The sequence below is a fragment of the Phocoenobacter atlanticus subsp. cyclopteri genome (assembly GCF_018343795.1).
In the GTDB taxonomy this organism is placed as follows: domain Bacteria; phylum Pseudomonadota; class Gammaproteobacteria; order Enterobacterales; family Pasteurellaceae; genus Phocoenobacter; species Phocoenobacter atlanticus.
On the sequence record NZ_CP074346.1, the window covers coordinates 669,815 to 691,682 of the forward strand.

Annotated in this window: 21 protein-coding genes and 1 pseudogene; 16 read left to right on the forward strand and 6 right to left on the reverse strand. The window is 33.3% G+C overall.

Annotated elements, in window-relative coordinates:
* Positions 1 to 9: 9 nt before the first annotated feature.
* Entirely contained in the window at positions 10 to 828 is an 819-nt protein-coding gene (locus KGI96_RS03100) for a pyridoxal phosphatase (protein WP_211597513.1), read from the forward strand.
* A gap of 72 nt (positions 829 to 900) precedes the next feature.
* Positions 901 to 1,740, forward strand: a complete 840-nt coding sequence (locus KGI96_RS03105; protein WP_211597514.1) for an undecaprenyl-diphosphate phosphatase — start codon at positions 901 to 903, stop codon at positions 1,738 to 1,740.
* 205 nt (positions 1,741 to 1,945) lie between these two features.
* On the opposite strand, the gene KGI96_RS03110 is transcribed toward KGI96_RS03105, so the two are convergent.
* Positions 1,946 to 2,962 (reverse strand): branched-chain amino acid aminotransferase, encoded by a 1,017-nt coding sequence (locus KGI96_RS03110; protein ID WP_249111406.1) that lies wholly within the window; start codon positions 2,960 to 2,962, stop codon positions 1,946 to 1,948.
* A gap of 397 nt (positions 2,963 to 3,359) precedes the next feature.
* On the opposite strand from KGI96_RS03110, the gene KGI96_RS03115 reads away from it, so the two are divergent.
* The gene (locus tag KGI96_RS03115; RefSeq protein WP_211597515.1) at positions 3,360 to 4,253 is read left to right on the forward strand and encodes a transcriptional regulator GcvA; all 894 of its coding nucleotides are present in this window, start codon (positions 3,360 to 3,362) and stop codon (positions 4,251 to 4,253) included.
* Positions 4,254 to 4,319: 66 nt separating this feature from the next.
* On the opposite strand, the gene KGI96_RS03120 is transcribed toward KGI96_RS03115, so the two are convergent.
* The gene (locus tag KGI96_RS03120) at positions 4,320 to 4,505 is read right to left on the reverse strand and encodes a hypothetical protein (RefSeq protein ID WP_211597516.1); all 186 of its coding nucleotides are present in this window, start codon (positions 4,503 to 4,505) and stop codon (positions 4,320 to 4,322) included.
* 231 nt (positions 4,506 to 4,736) lie between these two features.
* Here KGI96_RS03120 and KGI96_RS03125 point away from each other — a divergent pair.
* From KGI96_RS03125 to trmJ, 5 genes and pseudogenes are all read left to right on the forward strand, one after another.
* Positions 4,737 to 5,806: pseudogene (locus KGI96_RS03125) on the forward strand (lytic murein transglycosylase).
* A gap of 76 nt (positions 5,807 to 5,882) precedes the next feature.
* Positions 5,883 to 7,565, forward strand: coding sequence for a long-chain-fatty-acid--CoA ligase FadD (fadD, locus tag KGI96_RS03130; RefSeq protein WP_211597518.1), 1,683 nt, complete (start codon positions 5,883 to 5,885; stop codon positions 7,563 to 7,565).
* Positions 7,566 to 8,182: 617 nt separating this feature from the next.
* Positions 8,183 to 8,755: an RNA polymerase sigma factor RpoE gene (rpoE, locus tag KGI96_RS03135; protein WP_211597519.1), complete on the forward strand. Its 573-nt coding sequence runs from the start codon at positions 8,183 to 8,185 to the stop codon at positions 8,753 to 8,755.
* A 21-nt stretch (positions 8,756 to 8,776) separates the two neighbouring features.
* Complete coding sequence (locus tag KGI96_RS03140; RefSeq protein WP_211597520.1) at positions 8,777 to 9,286, forward strand: sigma-E factor negative regulatory protein; 510 nt, start codon at positions 8,777 to 8,779, stop codon at positions 9,284 to 9,286.
* Between the two features lie 72 nt (positions 9,287 to 9,358).
* A complete protein-coding gene (gene trmJ / locus KGI96_RS03145) occupies positions 9,359 to 10,081 on the forward strand; it encodes a tRNA (cytosine(32)/uridine(32)-2'-O)-methyltransferase TrmJ (RefSeq protein ID WP_211597521.1) in 723 nt (240 codons plus the stop codon).
* 18 nt (positions 10,082 to 10,099) lie between these two features.
* Here the strand turns inward: trmJ and KGI96_RS03150 are convergent, their stop codons facing one another.
* A complete protein-coding gene (locus KGI96_RS03150; protein WP_211597522.1) occupies positions 10,100 to 10,768 on the reverse strand; it encodes a winged helix-turn-helix domain-containing protein in 669 nt (222 codons plus the stop codon).
* A 219-nt stretch (positions 10,769 to 10,987) separates the two neighbouring features.
* Between KGI96_RS03150 and KGI96_RS03155 the strand changes: the two genes are divergently transcribed.
* The 4 genes from KGI96_RS03155 to galU all read left to right on the forward strand — a co-directional run bounded on the left by KGI96_RS03155 (position 10,988) and on the right by galU (position 15,414).
* On the forward strand, positions 10,988 to 11,413 hold the full coding sequence (locus KGI96_RS03155) for a universal stress protein (RefSeq protein WP_211597523.1): 426 nt from the start codon (positions 10,988 to 10,990) through the stop codon (positions 11,411 to 11,413).
* Positions 11,414 to 11,588: 175 nt separating this feature from the next.
* Positions 11,589 to 14,219: an alanine--tRNA ligase gene (gene alaS / locus KGI96_RS03160; RefSeq protein WP_211597524.1), complete on the forward strand. Its 2,631-nt coding sequence runs from the start codon at positions 11,589 to 11,591 to the stop codon at positions 14,217 to 14,219.
* Positions 14,220 to 14,268: 49 nt separating this feature from the next.
* Positions 14,269 to 14,463, forward strand: coding sequence for a carbon storage regulator CsrA (gene csrA / locus KGI96_RS03165; protein ID WP_211597525.1), 195 nt, complete (start codon positions 14,269 to 14,271; stop codon positions 14,461 to 14,463).
* A 63-nt stretch (positions 14,464 to 14,526) separates the two neighbouring features.
* Positions 14,527 to 15,414: a UTP--glucose-1-phosphate uridylyltransferase GalU gene (gene galU / locus KGI96_RS03170; protein ID WP_211597526.1), complete on the forward strand. Its 888-nt coding sequence runs from the start codon at positions 14,527 to 14,529 to the stop codon at positions 15,412 to 15,414.
* A 64-nt stretch (positions 15,415 to 15,478) separates the two neighbouring features.
* Here galU and KGI96_RS03175 read toward each other — a convergent pair whose 3' ends face one another.
* From KGI96_RS03175 to KGI96_RS03185, 3 genes are read right to left on the reverse strand one after another with little or no spacing between them, the layout of a single operon-like run.
* Positions 15,479 to 16,024, reverse strand: a complete 546-nt coding sequence (locus KGI96_RS03175; RefSeq protein ID WP_211597527.1) for a biotin transporter BioY — start codon at positions 16,022 to 16,024, stop codon at positions 15,479 to 15,481.
* Positions 16,025 to 16,058: 34 nt separating this feature from the next.
* On the reverse strand, positions 16,059 to 16,655 hold the full coding sequence (locus KGI96_RS03180; protein WP_211597528.1) for an energy-coupling factor transporter transmembrane component T family protein: 597 nt from the start codon (positions 16,653 to 16,655) through the stop codon (positions 16,059 to 16,061).
* Positions 16,652 to 17,326 (reverse strand): energy-coupling factor ABC transporter ATP-binding protein, encoded by a 675-nt coding sequence (locus KGI96_RS03185; RefSeq protein ID WP_211597529.1) that lies wholly within the window; start codon positions 17,324 to 17,326, stop codon positions 16,652 to 16,654. The genes KGI96_RS03180 and KGI96_RS03185 overlap by 4 nt, the downstream gene beginning before the upstream one ends.
* Before the next feature lie 640 nt (positions 17,327 to 17,966).
* Here KGI96_RS03185 and KGI96_RS03190 point away from each other — a divergent pair.
* The 4 genes from KGI96_RS03190 (at position 17,967) to mukF (ending at position 21,837) form a co-directional block, all read left to right on the forward strand.
* Positions 17,967 to 18,608: a glutathione S-transferase N-terminal domain-containing protein gene (locus tag KGI96_RS03190; protein WP_211597530.1), complete on the forward strand. Its 642-nt coding sequence runs from the start codon at positions 17,967 to 17,969 to the stop codon at positions 18,606 to 18,608.
* Complete coding sequence (locus KGI96_RS03195) at positions 18,608 to 19,006, forward strand: ClpXP protease specificity-enhancing factor (RefSeq protein WP_211597531.1); 399 nt, start codon at positions 18,608 to 18,610, stop codon at positions 19,004 to 19,006. Before KGI96_RS03190 ends, KGI96_RS03195 begins: the two co-directional genes overlap by 1 nt.
* Before the next feature lie 266 nt (positions 19,007 to 19,272).
* A complete protein-coding gene (locus KGI96_RS03200) occupies positions 19,273 to 20,379 on the forward strand; it encodes an ISAs1 family transposase (protein WP_213156547.1) in 1,107 nt (368 codons plus the stop codon).
* A gap of 126 nt (positions 20,380 to 20,505) precedes the next feature.
* Complete coding sequence (gene mukF, locus KGI96_RS03205) at positions 20,506 to 21,837, forward strand: chromosome partition protein MukF (RefSeq protein WP_211598976.1); 1,332 nt, start codon at positions 20,506 to 20,508, stop codon at positions 21,835 to 21,837.
* Positions 21,838 to 21,868 lie beyond the last annotated feature (31 nt).

A 21,868-nucleotide genomic window follows, 5' to 3' on the forward strand; every position in this document is an offset into this window, starting at 1 on the left:
GGAAAAAATATGTTATATCAAGCAGTTGCGTTTGATTTAGATGGTACGCTATTAAGTAGTAATGCGACTATTTTAGAATCCAGTAAACAAGCCATTCAAAAAATACGTGAAAAAGGAATTAAAGTCTATATTGTAACAGGACGTCATCATACGGCAGTTCGTCCTTATTATGCGGAATTGGATTTAGATACACCAGTCATTTGCTGTAATGGAACTTATCTTTATGATTTTCATCAAGATAAAGTATTGGTATCCAATCCATTACCTCCTAAATTAGCGTCCGATTTGATTAATTCTGCACAAGCTGAAGGTATTCACGTTTCAGTTTATTTTCGTGATGCAATGACCTATGAAGCACTTAATCCACATTTTGAACGTTTTTTAAAATGGGTAAACTCTTGTGATGAAAGTGTTCGTCCAGATGTACATCAAGTTGAAAAATATCAAGATCTGATTGATCAAGGTGTGACTGTTTGGAAAGTATTAATCAGTGATCCTGATCTCCAAAAAATGCAAAATTTTGTGAATAAGTTACCGCTTGATCAAGTTAGTCCTGAATGGTCTTGGGCGGATCGTGTCGATATTACTCATCAAGGAAATACCAAAGGAAATTGTTTAAAAGAATTATTAAAGATTGAAGGTATTGAACCACAAAAAGTGGTGGCATTTGGGGATAACTTTAATGATATCAGTATGCTTGAGTTTGCAGGCTTAGGTATTGCAATGGGAGGTTGTGAACAAGAGGTTCAAGATAAAGCCGATAAAACCATTGGTTCAAATAATGAAGATAGTATTGCGGCTGAGTTAGGTCGGTTGTTTAATTTATAAAGTAACTGCAAAATTTCCTTACCCTTCGACAGGCTAAGGGAGCGGAAATTTATTATAAAAAATAGAGGAATTATGGATTTTTTATTAATAATCAAAACCTTAATAATGGGAATTGTTGAGGGAATTACAGAATTTCTGCCTATTTCAAGTACGGGGTATTTGATCTTATCGGCTGATTTAATGGATTTTTGGACAGTAGAAAAATCGGATCTTTTTATTGTAGTTATTCAGCTAGGTGCAATTTTAGCCGTAATTTATGATTACTGGGGACGTTTATGGCACGCTTTTATTGGTTTGATTACTGGTAAAGCCGAGGGATTAAGTAATCCACGTCAATTAGGCTTTAGCTTAATTGTGGCAACTATCCCAGTAATGATTGTCGGCTTTACCTTTGCGGATCAAATTAAAGCTTATCTATTTCACCCTATTGTAGTGGCGGTAATGCTAATTATTGGCGGTTTGTTGATTTTTTATGTAGAAAAATTACCGAAACAAATTATCGCCACAGAAGCAGAAGAAGTAGATATTAAAACGGCATTAAAAATTGGATTATTCCAGTGTTTAGCTTTAATTCCAGGAACATCTCGCTCAGGCTCAACCATTATTGGGGCGTTATGGCTTGGTGTTTCTCGTAAAGCGGCAGCTGAATTTTCTTTTTTCTTAGGTATTCCTGTTTTAATTGGTGCAGGTTTATTAGATTTACTGAAACACAAAGATCTATTGCAATTTTCTGAAGATATGATGGTATTAGGTTTAGGTACGCTGATTTCTTTTATTGTTGCATTGCTTTGTATTCGCTGGTTGGTGGCTTGGGTAAGTCGTCGAGATTTTACTATTTTTGCGTGGCTACGTATTATTACAGGAGTGATTGTATTGATAGCAAGTTGGAGTGGTTATAATATCCAGGGTTAATTGATCCCCCGCTATTTGATATAAAATTCTCACAAAATATTATTAGGCATAAGTATAGCGGGTAGATCAAATCAAAAATTTACAAATTTAATTTCTCACGTAGATATAAATTGCTCCCCAATATTTATATATCGATGGGTAGTTATGCGTATAATTAGATTGTAATCAGCATAAATACTCCGAGGGAGCTTGACCTTTTCGTAGACTATACTTTCACAATCCAACCTTCAGGTGCATCAATATCACCAAATTGAATACCAGTTAGTTCATTATATAAACGCTTGGTTATTTCACCTACTTCCGTTTCTGAGTGGAAAATATGAAAGTGATTGCCGTATTGAATACCCCCTATCGGAGAGATCACCGCAGCCGTTCCACAAGCACCTGCTTCAATAAAATCATCAAGTTTATCAATATAAACATCACCTTCAATTGCTTCCATACCCAAACGTTCTTGTGCTAAATAAAGCAGGGAGTATTTTGTAATACTGGGTAAAATAGAGGGCGATTTTGGGGTAATAAACTGATTGTTTTTTGTAATACCAAAAAAGTTTGCAGCTCCAACTTCTTCAATTTTAGTGTGAGTAGTCGGATCAAGATAAATACAATCACTAAAATTTCGTTCTTGTGCAATTTTACCAGGTATTAAACTTGCAGCATAATTTCCACCAACTTTAGCTGCTCCTGTACCATAAGGAGCGGCACGATCGTATTCAGGTAATACTAAAAAATTAGAAGGGGTTAATCCGCCTTTGAAATAGCTACCAACAGGGCAACAAAAAATAGAAAAAATAAATTCAGGAGCAGTTTTCACTCCTATATTTTCACCGACACCAATCATAAATGGACGTAAATATAAAGTTGCACCAGAACCATAAGGAGCCAACCATTTTTCATTAGCTTTCACCACGTCTTTACAGGCTTGAATAAACATTTCTGTTGGAATAGTAGGCATTAATAAACGCTCACAACTGCGTTGCATACGTTTTGCATTTTCATCAGGGCGGAAAAGATTAATTGAACCATCTTTACAACGATAGGCTTTTAAGCCTTCAAAACACTGTTGACCGTAGTGCAGGGCGGTGGAGGATTCGCTAATATGAAGGGTTTCATCTTGTGTTAGTTTGCCTCCATCCCATTTACCCTCTTTCCAATGAGCAATAAAACGATAATCTGTTTTTATATACGAAAAACCTAAATTTTTCCAATCAATATTTGTCATAATGTTGTGTTCCTTTTATTTTTATAATAGACCGTATTATTTATATCATTATAGAGAATGGATTGACAAGAAATAAAATGACTATTTTTAGTATAAAAAGTGATAGAACACTTAATTAACACTATTAGAATAATTATTTTTGGTATAGAATGGCGTAAAAAAAAACCGCCCAATTACGAGTAGTAATGGACGGAAACTTAAACCAAATAAGGTTTAAAATTACAGGAAGTGAAATGAGTAACTTACTGTTACTCTAGCTTAGAGGTCTAAGCTAATATGCAAACACAACATCGTACTTAGATAAAAAATGAATACCCAAGCACGTATGATCTCATTCTAAGTGTATTAGATATATAAAACAAACGAGATTTTTTTATCTCTAAAATAAGAAAAAATAATGAATAGAAAACTACCTCCTTTAAATGCGTTAAAAACATTTGTTTCTGCAGCAAAGCATCTGAATTTTACAAAGGCTGCTGAAGAATTATTTGTTACTCAAGCCGCAGTGAGTCATCAAATTAAGTTACTTGAAGAGTTTCTTGGAACACCGCTTTTTTATCGTCATAATCGAATGTTGGAATTAACAGAAGTGGGTTTGCAATATTTTGAAGATATCCAACCGCTTCTAGACAGGGTCATTGTTGCTACTGATCGAGCCAAAAAAACAAGAACTCGTCAAGTATTAACTATTAGTGTTCCTCAAACTTTTGGTATTCATTGGCTGGTTCCTCGTTTAAATGATTTCCATCAAAAACACCCTGATATTGAGGTAAGAATAAAAGGCGTTGATCAAGATGAAGGTAAATTAGGTAAAGAAATCGATGTAGCAATTTATTATGGACTCGGTCATTGGGAAAACCTTGAATCGGTTCGCCTTGCAGAAGCACGAATTATTATTTTGGCGACAGATCTTTTTATTAAAGAACATAATATTCAAACACCAGAAGATTTAATTGGCAAACCCTTATTGCATTCCAACACCCATAACAAATGGAAAAAAATGAAAGAGCATTTGAATTTAGATGGATTAGATGCGGAATCAGGGTCAGTATTTAGCCATTCATTTATGGTATTGCAAGCAGCAATGCATCAACAAGGGATTGCTATTACCAACAGAATATTGGCTCATCACGAAATTGATGAAGGGCATTTAGTAGAATTATTTCCTACTGATCTTTACGATGACAAAGCATTTTATGTGGTTTATCCACCTCAAATGGCGAAAGTAGAAAAAATTCATTACTTTGTTGAATGGATCAAGAAAGAAATGGAAGAAGAAAATATTGAATAATTGACACTATCTACAAATTGTGTAAGTTCTAAAAGTAGGGTTCAAGGTTATCTTTGAGTCCTATTTTTAAATATAATCAAAAATTAATTCAAAATAAATAAATTGGCTTGTGACTGGAGTTTGGCAAAGCAACATATAACGGCTGAAGTTATCCATCACTGTCGGGAAATAACAACGGTGTTTATTATCTGTTGAACGACTAATACCAAATTGTTCACATAATGCTATTTTACTAAAAAACCAATTTGCCACGAACAAATAAATTTTTTCTTGATTCCATAACCCTTCTTTCTAAGGCATTTGCTTAATCCTATTGTGAATTGCTATGCCTATACAAAAATTCCCTTCTCCGCTTGTAGAGGAAAGAGGTACTATTAATTTTTTAAATCAATAGTTAAAAGTATATTGTCCTGCCAAGTAAACTAGACAACATTGCTAAAATTTGACAAAATCAAAACTATTTTCTTATTTTAGGTAAATTTTATGAAAAAATTACGATTATTCGTTGGATTGTTACTAATAGCGGGTATTTCAACAAGTTGTGCAAATAGTTCAGAATATCAACTTAAAACATATAATAAAGCTCGAACATTAGATAATTTTGATGATTATGTTAATTTTTTAAAAATAAAGCAAAACAAGCGGGTATTTCTTCTCAATTTCTTGCAAAACAGAATGATATTTTTTATATAGATAAAGCGGTTGAATTAGATCAGCGACAATCTTCTAAAAAACCACACTCTACTTTGCCTCCTCGTCCTAATCCTGACGGTATAACCCATTATTTAAAAAGAGTATTAACTCAAAAAAAGGTTAATAAAGCCGTTGATTTATGGTGGGAATATCAACCTCAATTAACAAAAGCGAGTAAGAAATATAATGTACCAAAAGAGTATTTGATGGCATTGTGGAGGATGGAAAGTAGCTTTGGTTATTATCAAGGTAATTATGATGTTCTTTCCGTATTAGCCACATTGTCATTTGATGGACGAAGAGAAAAGTTATTTACACAAGAGTTTATTAATGCGATGAAAATTCTTGAAAATAAAACAATTTCACGATTGAAAATGAAAGGGTCGTGGGCTGGAGCAATGGGACAATCTCAATTTATGCCTACAACTTATTTACATTATGCAGTAGATGGTAACAATGATGGTCAGAAAGATATTTGGAGTGAACCTTATGATGTATTTGCTTCGATTGCGTCTTATATTTCAAGTATGGGGTGGGACAATACTTTACCTTGGGGGATTGAAGTAGAACTTAGTCTACCTATAGACTTAGCATTATCAGGTGTTCAAAAAAAGAAGGCAAAAAAATTATCGCAATGGGTAGATTTAGGGATAAATATTATTAAGTTAGATGATATGAATTTAATAAAATTAGATCAGTTATCTGATACGGATTTGTGGCTAGTTCTCCCAAATAAAGAAGTGGGGAGAGCCTTTTTAGTTTCTAATAATTATCGAGTATTAAAACGCTGGAATAATTCAAATTATTTTGCCGTAAGTATTGGTCAATTTGCAGAAAAGATTGCTGCTGAAGTTTATTAATGAATATATTGTTTAAATATTGTAGAATACTCAATTGTTTTAGAGAAAATAAATATAAAAATAGAGGAACATAATAATGGGTAAGATTTGGTTCAAAAATTATCCGCCAACTGCAGAAAAGACAGTTGATGTGGATAAGTATGAATCTTTATTGGAGATGTTTGAAAATGCTATAAGAAGGCATCCAGATATTCCTGCTTATATTAATATGGGGAAAGTATTAACTTTTCGTAAGTTGGAAGAGCGTAGTCGAGCTTTTGCTGCTTATTTACAAAATGAATTACGATTGGAGAAAGGGGATCGTATTGCATTGATGATGCCAAATTTATTGCAATACCCAATTGCGTTGTTTGGTGCGTTAAGAGCAGGTTTGGTGGTGGTGAATGTTAATCCGCTTTATACACCAAGAGAATTGGAACACCAGCTTAATGATAGCGGTGCAAAAGCAATAGTGATTGTTTCAAATTTTGCGGCAACTTTAGAAAAAGTGGTATTTAATACCCCTATTCAGCACGTGATTTTAACTAGAATGGGAGATCAGCTTTCTTTCGGTAAACGTAATCTCGTTAATTTTGTGGTGAAATATGTTAAAAAATTAGTACCAAAATATAAACTTCCTCACGCAGTGACTTTTAGAGAAGCCTTAAATATTGGTAAATACCGACAATATATTAAACCAATAATTGATAAAGAAGATTTAGCCTTTTTACAATATACTGGAGGGACAACCGGTGTCGCTAAAGGGGCAATGTTAACGCATCAAAATGTGATTGCAAATGTGATGCAAGCAAAATGGGTAGGGGAGCCTTTGTTAGGAACGGGATCAGGCAATGTAGGTGTTATTGCATTGCCGATGTATCATATTTTTGCATTAACCATTAACTGTTTACTTTTTATTGAATTAGGTTTAGCAGGTTTATTGATTACTAATCCTCGTGATATTCCTGCCTTTGTGAAAGATATCAAAAAATACCCTTTTGTTGCTCTGACAGGAGTAAATACATTGTTTAATGCGTTATTAAATAATGAAGACTTCAAAGAAATTGATTTCTCTAAATTAAAAATGTCTGTGGGCGGCGGTGCAGCAGTTCAGCGTTCAGTTGCACAACGTTGGCACGAAACAACAGGGTGTCATATTATTGAAGGTTATGGGATGACAGAATGTTCTCCTCTTATTTCTGCAACAAGAATTGATTCAACAGAATACTCTGGCTCAATTGGTATTCCAATGCCAAATACAGATATCCGAATTGTTGATGATGAAGGTAATGATGTTTCTTTAGGTCAACGAGGGGAGTTGTGGGTTAAAGGTCCTCAAGTAATGAAAGGCTATTGGAATAGACCTGAAGATACTGCACAATCCATTAAAGATGGTTGGGTTGCAACAGGGGATATTGTAGAAATGGGAGAAGATCTCAATTTGCGTATTGTGGATCGTAAAAAAGATATGATTATTGTTTCAGGTTTTAATGTTTATCCAAATGAAATTGAAGATGTAATAGCATTACATCCCAAGGTCAATGAAGTGGTCGCTGTGGGTATTCCAAATGAGCGTTCTGGTGAAAGCATTAAAGTTTATGTGACTAAAAAAGAAGAAAGTTTAACTCGTGATGAACTTAAAAAGCATTGTCGTCAGCATTTAACAGGGTATAAAATTCCACGAGATGTAGAATTTAGAGATGAATTGCCTAAAACTAATATAGGTAAAATCCTTCGTCGTGTGTTGAGAGATGAAGAAATTGCAAAATTAAATCAATAAAATTACTTTTTTTATGAACTTATTGAAAAATGCCTAGTCATAGTAAGTAACAATATGCTGATAGATTAAAGTGTAGAGTTTTTCATAATCCTTAAGTAAGACCTCCCCTGATACTAACATTGGTATCAGGGTTTCTTTTTTAGTTTGGAAATTCCATACAATGCGAAGATTTCTATTTATACTAAATTAAATTAAATTAAATTGAATTGAAATCAGTGCTGGACTATTTACATAATAGTTATTTGGATCGTAGAGGTGGCATTAGCAAACGTTAGATCCCCCCCCGTTGCTCGAGATAAAATAATCTAAAACACTATAAAGTCTAAAAGAGAGCGGTCAAATGAAATAAATAATTTGTAAAATATGTTATCCCGTGCATTTGGGAGCATATACATAAACTACGTTTACTAATGCTCCCTTGTATTATAAAACCATAGTACTAGTTTAATTTACTATATAATAACCTTACAATGATATTTGCATTTTTTTTGCAAAAAAAATGGTACAATCATACCGCTTAAATTTAATTAAAAATATGTTGAACTTTTTGAGGCTTTAATACACTAACAGGGTGTACAGTAAGCAATAAATGGAGAGTTTTAGGAGAATCAAACTCAATGAGTGAACAAAAAACGGATCAGGAACTGGTTGAGCTTGCACAAGAGGGTAATAAAAAAGCATTTAATTTGCTGGTTATTCGTTACCAAAACCGGGTTGCTGGATTACTCACTCGTTATGTGGCACAAGATGATATTCCTGATATTGTACAAGAATCTTTTATTAAGGCTTATCGTGCCTTGAGTTCTTTTCGTGGAGAAAGTGCGTTTTATACTTGGCTTTATCGTATTGCGGTAAATACAGCTAAGAATCATTTAACGGCTTTAGGTCGTAGACCTCCAAGAGAAGATATTTTAGCAGAAGATGCTGAAAGTTATGACAGTGGTACTTATTTAAGAGAAATCGATACTCCTGAGAGTATGGTTTTATCTGAAGAGTTAAAAAGAGTTGTCTTTGAAACGATAGAAAATTTACCCGATGAGCTTAAAAGTGCAATTACATTGCGTGAGCTTGAAGGATTAAGTTATGAAGAAATAGCAGAAGTAATGCAATGCCCTGTGGGAACGGTTCGTTCTCGTATTTTTAGAGCAAGGGAAGCTATTGATGCTAAAATTCAACCGCTAATACAATAAATTAAGTAATTGGAGTTAAATATGCAACAGAATAAAGATCTTTCTGCTTATATAGATGGTGAATGGGTAGAAGGTAATTTTACTGAAGCGTTATGTTCATCAACAGATTTACAACAGAAATGGCAACATTACCATACTGTACGTAGTGTGATGCGTGGGGAAGATCTACTTTTAGGTCGTGATTTTTCAGAAAAAATGGAAGCATTGATTGAAAATGAAGAGATGGATTTACAACCGAAAACTCAACGTATGGGATTAAAAGTAAAACGTTGGGTGATGCCATTTATGCAAGTAGGTATTGCTGCCTCAGTCTGTTTTGTGGCTGTGTTAGGCGTAAATGTGATGAACAATTCAAATGAAAATGAATTTGTTCAAGATCAACCTATTTTACAAACATTACCTTTTACAAATAGTATACAACAAGTGAGTTTAAATCTTCACGACGAAATTCGAAAGATTGAAGATGAAAAGAAAAAAGTAGAAGAGCAGCAGTTACTGAAAGAAAAACAAGAGCAACAGCAATATCCATAGAGATAAAATAGTGATAATTTTAGACCACCTTATTTTTATAAGGTGGTTTTTTTAATTAAAAAGTGAGTAAAAATGAAACATATTTTAGAGAAAATTCAGATTGTTTTAGTTGAAACATCACATAGTGGAAATATTGGTTCTGCTGCACGAGCAATGAAAACAATGGGACTTTCACAATTGCGTTTGGTTAATCCTTTACAATCTATTGACGATCAAGCTATTGCATTATCAGCTGGCGCAAAGGATGTTTTAGCTCAGACTCAAATTTTTGATACTTTTGATGAGGCAATTGCAGATTGTCAATTAGTCGTGGGGAGTAGTGCAAGATTGCGTCATTTACAATCAACGTTAATTGCTCCAAGAAAAGGAGGAAAATTGATTGTAGAGCAGGCTCAACAGGGGAAAGTTGCAATGGTTTTTGGACGAGAGCGAGTCGGTTTAACCAACGATGAGTTGTTGAAATGCCACTATCATTTAAATGTGCCAACTAATCCAGAATACAGCTCTTTAAATTTAGCAATGGCAGTACAGTTGATTAGTTATGAAATTAGAAATGCATATCTTGAAATAGAAAATTTGCAAAAAGTAGATCATAACTTACCGCTTGTAGAATATCCAACAGCACAAGCACTTGAACACTTTTTTCAGCATACTGAAAAAGTATATAAAAATTTAGGTTTTATTAAAAATGATGCAATGATGCCCAAACTTCGTCGCTTATATCAGCGTGCTCACTTAGAAAAAACAGAATTGAATATTTTAAGAGGTATGCTAAGTGCAATAGAAAAAAACTAAAATAATGGCGTTGTCGCTTTATTCTTTAATTAAAAAATAACCTTTACCTCGTAAGGTTTTAAACCAAGGTAGGTTATCTTCTCTTTTTGGCAGTTTTTTTCGTAAATTAGAGATATGCATATCAATAGCACGATCATAAGGATTAAGTGCTTTATCTAGTACTTTAACACTCAAAGTTTCACGAGAAAAAATTTTTCCTGGGCTATCCACTAATATTTTAAATAAGTTAAATTCAGTATTAGTTAAGTGTAAATCTTTATCATTATATAAAGCTTGTTGACTATTGATGTTCAATTCAACGCCACAAAATTGTAATTTTTTATTGTTTATTATGATTGTATTGTAGGCTCTGCGTAGAACAGCATTTATTCTTGCACTAAATTCACGATGGCTAAAAGGTTTTACTAGATAATCATCAGCACCTAACTCAAATGCCTCAATTCGTTCAATTTCTTCATTATATTCAGTTAATATCATTATAGGAATATGATATTGTTGGCGAATTTGTTTTAGGATCTCAAGGTTATTTTTTGTATCTAATAAAATGAGATTGTAGTGATATTCTGCTATTTTACTTAACACATTTTGACGACAGGAAATGTCTAAAGAAAAATCGGAAGATAAGGGTATTTCTATCAGTGATTGTATAGATTTTCTATCTTCATTCACTAAAAGTATTTTTAGCATATTTATGGTATTCCAATTGTTAGTCATTAAATGTAATAAAGTTTATTTCATTATACTAATATTTTTACGATAAAAATTATAAATTATGAAAAAATTATTGATAATTAAGACAGTATTATTAGTTTAATTTTAAAAAATGTGATCTTCAACAAGTTTTTTTATTTTAGATAATGTTAGTATACTTCTAGTAAATTGGTCATCAACATCGAGGAGTTTATTATGTATAACCATATTTTAGTTGCCGTTGATCTTTCTGATGAAAGTCTTGTTTTATTACGCAAAGGGGCAGATTTTGCAAAAGCGTGTAATGCAAAATTATCAATAATTCATGTTGATGTTAATTTTTCTGATCTTTATACTGGATTGATTGATATCAATATGACATCAGTTCAGGATAATGTAACAGAGGAAACACTTCAAGTATTAAGCGAGTTCTCTGAAAAAATAGATTATCCTGTTACTGAACGTTTAAGTGGGACAGGAGATTTTACCCAAGTTTTACAAGATGCTATCGATGAATATAAAGTAGATTTACTTATCACAGGGCATCATCAGGATTTTTGGAGTAAGCTAGTCTCTTCAACACGTCAAGCGATGAACTCTATCTCCGTTGATATGTTGGTAGTACCACTTAAAGACAATTAGTATCCAATGGATTGAGTTTATAAAATAGACTGCTTGTATTAAATTACTGGTGGTCTATTTTTTTATAAAGTAAGGGGTCATCGACTATATTTAAGAAATAGCATTTTATAAAATAATAAATTTATGTCAGAATAGTCACCTTTAAATATATGTAATAGTATTAGAGTATTTACCTATGAAAACAACATCACAAATAAGACAATCTTTTTTAGATTTTTTTAACAGCAAAGGACATTCAATTATCAACAGTAGTTCACTGGTGCCAGATAATGATCCAACACTGTTATTTACCAATGCGGGAATGAACCAATTTAAAGATGTATTTTTAGGTTTAGATAAACGTAATTATACAAGGGCAACTACATCACAACGTTGTGTGCGAGCAGGTGGAAAACATAATGATTTAGAAAATGTAGGTTATACCGCTCGTCATCATACTTTCTTTGAAATGTTGGGTAATTTTAGTTTTGGGGATTATTTTAAACAAGATGCGATTCATTATGCGTGGGAATATTTAACATCGCCAGAGTGGTTAGGCTTACCAAAAGAAAAATTATGGGTAACGGTTTATAAAACTGACGATGAGGCATTTAATATTTGGCGTGATGAAATAGGTGTGCCTGCTGAACGTATTATCCGAATTGGCGATAAAAGTGAAGACCAACCTTATAACTCAGACAACTTCTGGCAAATGGGAGACACAGGACCTTGTGGACCTTGTTCTGAAATTTTCTATGATCACGGCGATCATATTTGGGGAGGTCCACCGGGAAGCCCAGAAGAAGATGGCGATCGTTATATTGAAATTTGGAATTTGGTATTTATGCAATTTAATCGTCAGGCTGACGGAACAATGGAAAAATTACCAAAACCCTCTGTTGATACAGGAATGGGATTAGAACGTATTAGTGCAGTATTGCAACACGTGAATTCTAACTATGAAATTGATATTTTCCAAACTTTAATTAAAGAAGTGGCGAGATTATTAAATGTAACAGATTTAGATAATAAATCATTACGAGTGGTCGCTGATCACATTCGTTCTTGTGCTTACTTAATTGCGGATGGTGTAGTGCCTTCAAATGAAGGGCGTGGTTATGTATTACGTCGTATTATTCGGCGAGCAGTAAGACACGGTAATTTATTAGGAGCAAAAGAGAGCTTTTTTTATAAATTAGTACCAACTCTTGCAAAAGTAATGGGTAAAGCGGGCGATTTATTAACAGAAAAACAAACGCATATTGAAAAAACATTAAAAGCAGAAGAAGAGCAATTTGCTCGTACTTTAGAACGTGGTTTAAGCTTATTGGAAGAGGCGTTATCAAAAGTAGAAAATAAGGTTTTATCAGGTGAAGTTGCCTTCAAATTGTATGATACTTATGGTTTCCCATTAGATCTTACAGCTGATGTATGTCGTGATCGTGAAATTACTGTTGATGAAATAGGTTTTGATAAGGAAATGCAAGCCCAACGAGAACGAGCCAAAGCAAGTAGTAGTTTTGGAATGGATTATAATAGCGTCATTAAGGTTGATGGTTCAACAGTGTTTGAGGGATATACCAAAACAGCACTTAAAGATACTAAAGTGGTTGCATTATTCTGTAATGGTAAAAGTGTGAATTGTATTCAATCTGGTGAAAATGCTGTTGTAGTGTTAGATCGCACACCATTCTATGGTGAGTCTGGTGGTCAAATTGGTGATAGCGGTTACATTTCAACAGAAATTTGCAATTTTGTGGTCAATGATACTCAAAAATATGGTGATGTATTTGGACATATTGGACAACTAGAAGCGGGTTCTCTTACAGTGGGGGATACGGTTCAAGCTCAAATAAATGAGTTACGACGTCACGCTGCAACATTAAACCATAGTGCGACCCACTTAATGCACGGTGCATTACGTCAAGTTTTAGGTCATCACGTCATACAAAAAGGTTCATTAGTTTCAGATGATATGTTACGTTTTGATTTTTCTCAACCTGAAGCAATTACTAAAGCTCAATTAGAAGAAATTGAACAAATTGTAAACCGTGAAATTCGTAGAAATTCACCAGTAACAACGGAAATTATGGATATCGAATCTGCTAAAAAGCAAGGTGCAATGGCATTATTTGGTGAAAAATATGGCGATCGAGTTCGTGTTGTAAAAATGACAGAATTTTCAGTTGAATTGTGTGGTGGAACACACGTATCTCAAACGGGTGAAATTGGTTTATTTAAACTGATTTCAGAAGGGGCAATTGCATCTGGAATACGTCGAGTTGAAGCGGTAACAGGTGAAAAAGCAATTGAATGGTTGCAACGTCAACAAAAAGTGATACAACAAAGTGCAGAATTATTAAAAGCAGATAGCAACTCATTACTTGAAAAAATTCAACAACTGCAAGATAAAGCGAAACGTACTGAAAAAGAGTTACAACAAATAAAAGATAAAATGGCTTCACAGGCTGGTGCAAACTTAGCTAAACAAGCTGAAATTATTAATGGTGTGAATGTCATTATTCAACAGTTAGACGGTGTTGAAACAAAAGCATTAAGAACAATGGTTGATGATTTAAAAAATCAGTTAGGTTCAGCTGTTATCGTGTTTGTATCAGCAACGGGAGAAAAGGTTAATTTAGTTGTGGGTATTTCTAAAGATACTACAGCAAAAATTAATGCAGGGCAGTTGGTCAATGAAATGGCTCAACAAGTTGGTGGTAAAGGAGGTGGTCGTCCAGATATGGCAATGGCGGGCGGTTCTCAACCTGAAAATATCAATTTAGCACTTGCAACAGCAAGAGAATGGATTCAAACAAGATTATAATAACTTCTGTTTGAAAATTATTACAAATTTATTTAAAAAGGAGAAAGTTATGCTTATTCTTACTCGTAAATCGGGGGAAAGTTTACTTATTGGTGACAATGTTGAAGTTACGGTACTTAGTATTCGAGGAACTCAGGTAAAATTAGGAATTAATGCCCCAAAAGAGGTGTCTGTTCATAGAGAAGAGGTATATAAGCAAATTAATGGTGAACCATTAAAAGAAGAATTACCAAAAGAAGAATAATTAAAATATAACCAAAACTGAAATTTTTGATAGTGATTTTAGTTTTACATAAATGAGGATTATATGAAAGTTATTATTCCTGTAGCGGGGTTAGGTACAAGAATGTTGCCTGCAACAAAAGCAATTCCAAAAGAAATGCTGACAATTGCAGATAAGCCATTAATTCAGTATATTGTGAATGAATGTGTAGCAGCGGGTATCAAAGAAATAGTATTAGTGACTCATTCTTCTAAAAATGCGATAGAGAATCACTTTGATACTTCGTTTGAGCTCGAAACAATGTTAGAAAAACGAGTTAAGCGACAGCTTCTTGATGAAGTACGTTCTATTGTACCAAAAGATGTAACATTAATGCACGTAAGACAAGGGCACGCTAAAGGGTTAGGACATGCGGTATTGTGTGGTAGAGCTGTTGTTGGTGATGAACCTTTTGCAGTAGTACTTCCTGATGTTCTGTTGGCTGATTTTTCTGCCGATCAAACCAAAGAAAATTTAGCCGCAATGATTTCTCGTTTTAAAAAAACAGGAAATAGTCAAATAATGGTTTCACCAGTATCTCAAGAAGAAGTGAGTAGTTATGGTATTGCCGATTGTGGAGGTACTGCTTTAGATACTGGTAAAAGCACTAAAATTGTTAATATAGTTGAAAAACCAAAAATTGAAGAGGCACCTTCTAATCTAGCTGTCGTCGGACGATATGTATTTTCGAATACGATTTGGGAATTATTGGAAAAAACCCCAATTGGTGTTGGTGATGAAATTCAATTAACCGATGCAATTGATATGCTTATTAAACAAGAAACCGTAGAAGCATTTAGAATGAGCGGTAAAACCTTTGATTGTGGAAATAAACAGGGTTATGCCGAGGCCTTTGTGGAATATACACTTAATCATCCTGAATTAGGGGAAGGTTTTAAGAAATATTTAAACTCTCTCAATAATTCTTTATAAGTTATTGTGTCACTGATCCCTATTTTCCGTGGAAAACGGAAAGTAGGGATATACATAAGTGAGGTTATTTTGTGAGAATAAAATCTGGATAACCTTTTCTAATCATTTTAACTATGTACAGTGCTAATACGACTTTGGCAATATCCCCTGGAATAAAAGCAAGGCTTCCGATGGTAGCTTGTTTTATTGTCATTTCAGTTGCGATAGATAACCAAGGAATACCAAACCCATAAACAATAACAATACCACCTAAAGCGATAAAAAGAAATTCATAAAGAAAACCCCTTTTGAGTACTTTTTCGTAGAGAAGACCTATTAGATAAGCCCCAGCTATCCATCCGATTAGAAATCCTCCTGTTGGACCAAGTAAAATTCCAAATCCCCCACGTCCACCAGATAATAGTGGTAGACCGATCATTACTAGAACGATAAATAATAACATTGCCAATGCACCTCTTTTAGAACCAGCAATGGCTCCAGCAAGCATACAAGCAATGGATTGTATAGTGATTGGTACACTAATAAAAGGGAGTGAAATTGTAGGAAATAACCCAAGTGTAGCCGTCAGTGAGGCGAAGAGAGAAATGTAAACAATATCTTTGGTAAACATAAAATATTTCCTTATTTAATGAATTCTAATTATTTTAATCAAACGCTCGTGCATCAATGGCAGCAGAAATTTCATCAGCCATTTTAAGTGTACGAATGATAACAGGTATAGCAATAGCAAAAATATTCGTTTCTAATCCTCTTACGCTTTGAGCTTCTTTTACCTCTTTTGTAATATCAGATAACATAGGAATAAAGCGTAAAGTAAGAGAAATTGCCAATCCTACTTTCTTAGGATTAATATTTATATATTTAAGCCAATATAGATGTTTTTCTATAGCTTCAATAATTATACTAGACTTTGTGGTGAGTGTTAATAATGATGCTAAAAGTAAGATAGTTGATAATCTTATTACTACATTGAGTCCCATAATGAAACTAGAAATGTATAACTGACACAAAAATAAAATAATTAAAAAGGGTAATATAGGTTTTATTTGATAAAATATTGTGCCTATTGTAAATTTTGCTAGTAGAAATAATAAACAAACTATAAGAAGTGATATTAATGAAAACGGCAAATAGGGATATACGAATAACATCGTGCTTAAAATGATTAAGCAAAGAAATTTAATTTGTATTGGTGTGTTATGTATACAAGATTGCTTTGCAACATATAATGATAAACTCATCGCATTATTTCTCTATATTTTTTTAAAGCAATGGCAGGAATATCATCACAAATAATTTGACCATCGTTAAATACAATAATACGTTCAAAATTATTTAATAGATCTAAATCGTGTGATATAACAATAACATTTTGTTCAAGTTTATTGATTAAATCGGAAATTATTTTTTTATTTCTCAGATCTAATAAAGTTGTCGGTTCATCAAAAACAATGTATTCAGGTTGCATAACCAGTACACCTAAAATAGCAATGAGTTGTTTTTGTCCACCACTAAGTAAATGAGTGGGATGCGTTTTAAAATCCAGTAAATTATGACGAGATAATACGGTATCAATCCTTGTTTTAATAATGTCAGCAGATAAACCTAGATTTTTCATTCCAAAAGCAAGATCTTCTTCAACAATAGGAAATACAATTTGATTATCAGGATTTTGAAAAACAAATCCTACTTTTTTTCGTATTGTTTTACTGTCTTTCTGTGTATTTAAGCCATCAATAATAACTTCGCCTTTATTGGGGATTAAAAGGCCGTTTAATAAGCGTGCAAATGTACTCTTTCCTGAACCATTTCCTCCAATAATGGCGACTTTTTTTTCATTAATTGTTAAATTAATATTTTTTAGTATTTGTCTTGTGCCAAAATGATGTGAAACATTTCTTATGTTAATCATATTATCGTCCTATTGTGAATTATTCTATGGTTCCATTTTTGCGAAAGTGATAATGTTGTCTAAACCAGAACCATATTGTTTTTTATAGTTATACCAGAAATACCTAAAGATGATCTTGTACTTAAAGACGTAAAACGAGTAATATTATCACTATAACTTGTTGCATTACCCATATGTTTTATAAGTTTCAACAATAATAGACTCACTATTCACTTGAGGTTGATAATTTGACAAGTCTCTTCTCTTTTTTAATAAAATTTTCTTTATTTATTCTTTTTTATTTTACCATTAGAAGTTGTAGCGAAATAATTTATTTTCAAGATAAGTTCTCTTTGTGTAAAAAAAATTAAAGAGGAAAAATAGCATACGGCAGTAATCAGAGCAAGATTATACTCAATACTGATATGTAAATAAATTTTCAGAAAAGGAAAACAACAATTTTCAGCTATTTTAAAACAGAAGATTGGAGAACAAGGAAAAATGGATAAAACAATGAAGTAATAGATTGTGGTTCTCGAGAATAAGGTAAATAAACTTACTATTTTAATTGGTTAATTTTTTTCAAGTGAAACTTAGATCTAATCTGTGATATAATTGTCGTTATATTTTCTATAATTTAAGATTGTTTCAGGAGTAATCAATGACGAATATAAATAAACGTTCAATAATGACGCTTTTTTCTAATAAAAATGATATCTATAGCCATCAAGTTCGTATCACACTAGCAGAAAAGGGCGTACCTTATGAAATCGAAGATATCGAGCCTAACACTATTTCTGAAGACTTATTGGAATTAAACCCTCGTGGCAATCTTCCAACTCTAGTTGATCGTGATTTAGTGCTTTTTAATTCTCGTATTATTATGGAATACCTTGATGAACGTTTTCCTCATCCTCCATTAATGTCAGTTTATCCAGTTGCACGAGCAGAAACACGTTTAACTATTCATCGAATTCAAAATGATTGGTATGCGTTAATTGATATTGTGAATGAAAATCCAGAATCTGATGAAGCAAAAAAAGCATTAAGCCAACTGCGAGAAGAGTTTTTAGCACTGGGAAGTATTTTTGCTGCAAAACCTTATTTTTTAAATGATGATTTCACCCTATTAGACTGCTATATCGCTCCTCTTTTATGGCGTATGCATAATTTAGGTGTCGAATTTACGGGTGCAGGGAGTAAGGCAATAAAAAGCTATATGACGCGTATTTTTCAACGTAAAAGCTTTATTCAATCTATCGGTGGCAAACCACCAAAATCTTTAATGGACGAGAAAGAATAATGAAACCACTACGCCCTTATCTTTATAATGCTTATTATAATTGGATTCTTGATAGTGATAATACCCCCTATTTATTGGTTAATACAGAATACTCTGATGTTGATGTGCCACAAGAGTTTATTACAGAAGGTCGAATTATTTTAAACCTTTCTCCTCGCTCTATTGGTCAATATACCATTGATGATGAAGCGGTAAGTTTTAGTGCTCGTTTTAACGGAATGTTAAGAGATCTTTATATTCCTTTAGGGGCAATTATTGCGTTATATGCACAGGAAACCAGTGAGGGAATAATGTTCCAAGAAGAGGAGTATTATAATGAAGAAAACTACACCAACCGCCAAACTTCTCAAACTGAGATAAAAGCCAAAAGAAACTCAAAATTGAAATTAGTGAAGTAATAAACAAGCGGGTAGATTTGATGAAAAATTTGCAAAAAATACTCATAATCTAACCGCTTGTAATTTGTGTTTATATTTTTACACCTCAGTTGTTCTCAGTATAAAGAATAAAAAAATGCCAAAGTACAAAATACTTCAAGACATACCTAATGTATAAATTGAACAATAACAAAACTCAGAGTTACTTCTTCTTCAGGGCAAGATCGCACTTTTCTTAAAAATATGATCTAATAGCACCTATTATTCAATAACAAATAGGTGTAAAAATGAATATATTATCAGCTTTTAAAGATTTGGAAGACCCTCGCAAAGATATAAACAGAAAACATGACTTCTTAGATGTTATTTTTCTTTTCGTAAGTGCGGTAATATCAGGTGCAGAAGGATGGAGTGAAATTCATCAGTTTGGTAAATTGAATATAAAATGGTTACGAAAATACCGAGATTTTGAAAATGGTATTCCTGTTGATGATACGATTGCTCGTATTGTAAGACGGATAAATCCTGAGAAATTAAATTATATTTTTATTAATTTTATCAATGAGATACGAAAATCACAAGGCAAAGAGTGTATTGCAATAGATGGTAAAACATTAAAAAACAGTTCACATTTAGAGCCTCATAATGCCCTACATAGTATTACGGCTTGGAGCTGTTCAAGAGGATTAATTTTAGCTCAAAATAAGTCCAAAGGTAAGAAAAATGAGAATGAAAGCATTCTAGAAATGATAGATATTTTAGAGCTAAATCAAGCCGTCATTACGGTAGATGCGATGAATACGCAAAAGAAAATAGCGAAGAAAATCATAGAAAAGAAGAGCGATTATGTGATGCCATTGAAAAATAATCATAAGAAATTTAGAAATGAAATAGAAAGTTATTTTCATAAAGTAGTGCGAGAAAAATCAATAAAAATAGATAAATTTCAAGAAGTTAACTGTGAAAGAAGTCGAATAGATCAACGGTATTATTCAAAATTACCAATAAGTGATTGGCTTTTGGAATCTCAAGGTTGGACAGGAATTAAAAGCCTTATTCAAGTTCATAGGATAAGAGAAGACAATGGCAAGAAAAGTGAAGAAAAAGTATTTTATATAAGTAGCTTAGATGTTCCTTGCGAAGACTTTGCGAAATATATTAGGGGTCATTGGGAAGTTGAAAATAAAGCGCATTGGGTACTTGATGTTGTTTTTAAAGAAGATGATAGTACGATTTATTTGGGGGATGGCGTTGAAAATATGGCAATAATTAGGCGTTTAGGGCTTAATTTAGCACGACTACATCCAGCTAAAAATAGTATGAAAAGCAAGCTGAAATCAGCTGGCTGGTCTGATGAAATGAGGTCTGAGCTTATTTTTGGTGTGTGTGATTAATTTATAGACAAAGTACGCGGTTGCCCTGACTTCTTCTTAAGTTATCTGAAAAAAGTTCCCTTTTTGGTTTGTGTTATTGTACAATAACAGTCATTTTTTATAATATACAAAATAATGAAAATCCCTATGCAAAATGAATTGGCACAAACACTTCCAGAACTGATTGATTGGACAAAATCACGTGAATTTTCACTTTCGTTATCAACAGAACGATTAGCCTTTCTTTTGGCGATTTCTATTTATAATAATGAGCAATCATTAGACGGTGAAATGCTTGAAAGTGATTTGGTTGATTTATTTCGCTATGTTTCTAATAGTTTTGAACAAGCAGAGAATACGCTTACTCAACGCGCCAATAATGCGATCAATGATTTGGTTAAACAACGCTTTTTAAATCGTTTTAGCAGTGATTTTACCGAAGGATTATCTATTTATCGTTTAACGCCATTAGGTGTAGGTGTGGCAGATTATTATGTGCGTCAAAGAGAATTTTCAACCTTACGTCTTTCTATCCAGCTTTCTATTGTTGCGGATGAAATAGAGCGAGCTTCAAATGCAGCAGAAGAAAATGGTGATGAACGTTTTTGGCGAACACAGGTTTTTGCACCTTTAAAATATTCTGTTGCTGAAATTTTTGATAGCATCGATCTCTCACAGCGTGTAATGGACGAAAACCAGCAACACATCCGTGATCGTATCGCACAATTATTAAGTCAAAATTGGCACGAGGCAATTTCAAGTTGTGAGCAATTATTAGATGAAACATCGGTCAGCTTACGAGAATTACAAGATACGCTCAATGCCGCAGGGGATAAATTACAATCTCAATTATTGCGTATTCAAAGCTGTTTAATCGGGCGAAATGATTTAGACTTTGTTGATAGCTTAATTGTCAATTTACAAAATAAATTAGACCGCATTATCAGTTGGGGACAGCAATCTATCGATCTTTGGATCGGTTACGATCGCCACGTACATAAGTTTATCCGAACAGCGATTGATATGGATAAAAACCGTGTGTTTGGGCAACGTTTACGCAAATCTATTCAAGGCTATTTTGACGATCCGTGGATGTTATATTTTTCCAAAGCAGAATCAATGCTCGATCTACGTGATGATGAACTCGCCTTTAATGAAGCGGACGCCGTAGGCGAATTACCAACAGAACTAGAATATGAATCGCTGTCTGACGTACAAGAGCAAATTATTGAACTAATGCAAGCTCACTTAATGCCTTATCGAGAGCAAGGTAAGCGGTTAGATTTAAGTGAAATTTTACGAGATCAACTTGCTAAATACCCTGAAAGTCGCCATTTTGATGTGGCTCGAATTATTGTGGATCAAGCGGTTAAATTAGGTATGGCAAGCGAAGACAGACAAGCAGTCTATCCACAATGGCAAACCATCAATAATCAAGGTGCAGAAGTGCAAGCTAATATGATTGATGAGTATAAGTGATATTTATGCTTAGTAATTCGTAGTGTAGAAG

Coding starts and splice junctions, on each gene's coding strand:
- KGI96_RS03185 (WP_211597529.1), bottom strand. CDS start 17,326: ATGATTAACATAAGAAATGTTTCACATCATTTTGGCACAAGACAAATA.
- KGI96_RS03155 (WP_211597523.1), top strand. CDS start 10,988: ATGTATAACCATATTTTAGTTGCCGTTGATCTTTCTGATGAAAGTCTT.
- KGI96_RS03110 (WP_249111406.1), bottom strand. CDS start 2,962: ATGACAAATATTGATTGGAAAAATTTAGGTTTTTCGTATATAAAAACA.
- KGI96_RS03195 (WP_211597531.1), top strand. CDS start 18,608: ATGAAACCACTACGCCCTTATCTTTATAATGCTTATTATAATTGGATT.
- KGI96_RS03190 (WP_211597530.1), top strand. CDS start 17,967: ATGACGAATATAAATAAACGTTCAATAATGACGCTTTTTTCTAATAAA.
- fadD (WP_211597518.1), top strand. CDS start 5,883: ATGGGTAAGATTTGGTTCAAAAATTATCCGCCAACTGCAGAAAAGACA.
- KGI96_RS03105 (WP_211597514.1), top strand. CDS start 901: ATGGATTTTTTATTAATAATCAAAACCTTAATAATGGGAATTGTTGAG.
- rpoE (WP_211597519.1), top strand. CDS start 8,183: ATGAGTGAACAAAAAACGGATCAGGAACTGGTTGAGCTTGCACAAGAG.
- KGI96_RS03175 (WP_211597527.1), bottom strand. CDS start 16,024: ATGTTTACCAAAGATATTGTTTACATTTCTCTCTTCGCCTCACTGACG.
- galU (WP_211597526.1), top strand. CDS start 14,527: ATGAAAGTTATTATTCCTGTAGCGGGGTTAGGTACAAGAATGTTGCCT.
- alaS (WP_211597524.1), top strand. CDS start 11,589: ATGAAAACAACATCACAAATAAGACAATCTTTTTTAGATTTTTTTAAC.
- KGI96_RS03200 (WP_213156547.1), top strand. CDS start 19,273: ATGAATATATTATCAGCTTTTAAAGATTTGGAAGACCCTCGCAAAGAT.
- mukF (WP_211598976.1), top strand. CDS start 20,506: ATGCAAAATGAATTGGCACAAACACTTCCAGAACTGATTGATTGGACA.
- KGI96_RS03100 (WP_211597513.1), top strand. CDS start 10: ATGTTATATCAAGCAGTTGCGTTTGATTTAGATGGTACGCTATTAAGT.
- KGI96_RS03180 (WP_211597528.1), bottom strand. CDS start 16,655: ATGAGTTTATCATTATATGTTGCAAAGCAATCTTGTATACATAACACA.
- KGI96_RS03150 (WP_211597522.1), bottom strand. CDS start 10,768: ATGCTAAAAATACTTTTAGTGAATGAAGATAGAAAATCTATACAATCA.
- csrA (WP_211597525.1), top strand. CDS start 14,269: ATGCTTATTCTTACTCGTAAATCGGGGGAAAGTTTACTTATTGGTGAC.
- KGI96_RS03115 (WP_211597515.1), top strand. CDS start 3,360: ATGAATAGAAAACTACCTCCTTTAAATGCGTTAAAAACATTTGTTTCT.
- trmJ (WP_211597521.1), top strand. CDS start 9,359: ATGAAACATATTTTAGAGAAAATTCAGATTGTTTTAGTTGAAACATCA.
- KGI96_RS03140 (WP_211597520.1), top strand. CDS start 8,777: ATGCAACAGAATAAAGATCTTTCTGCTTATATAGATGGTGAATGGGTA.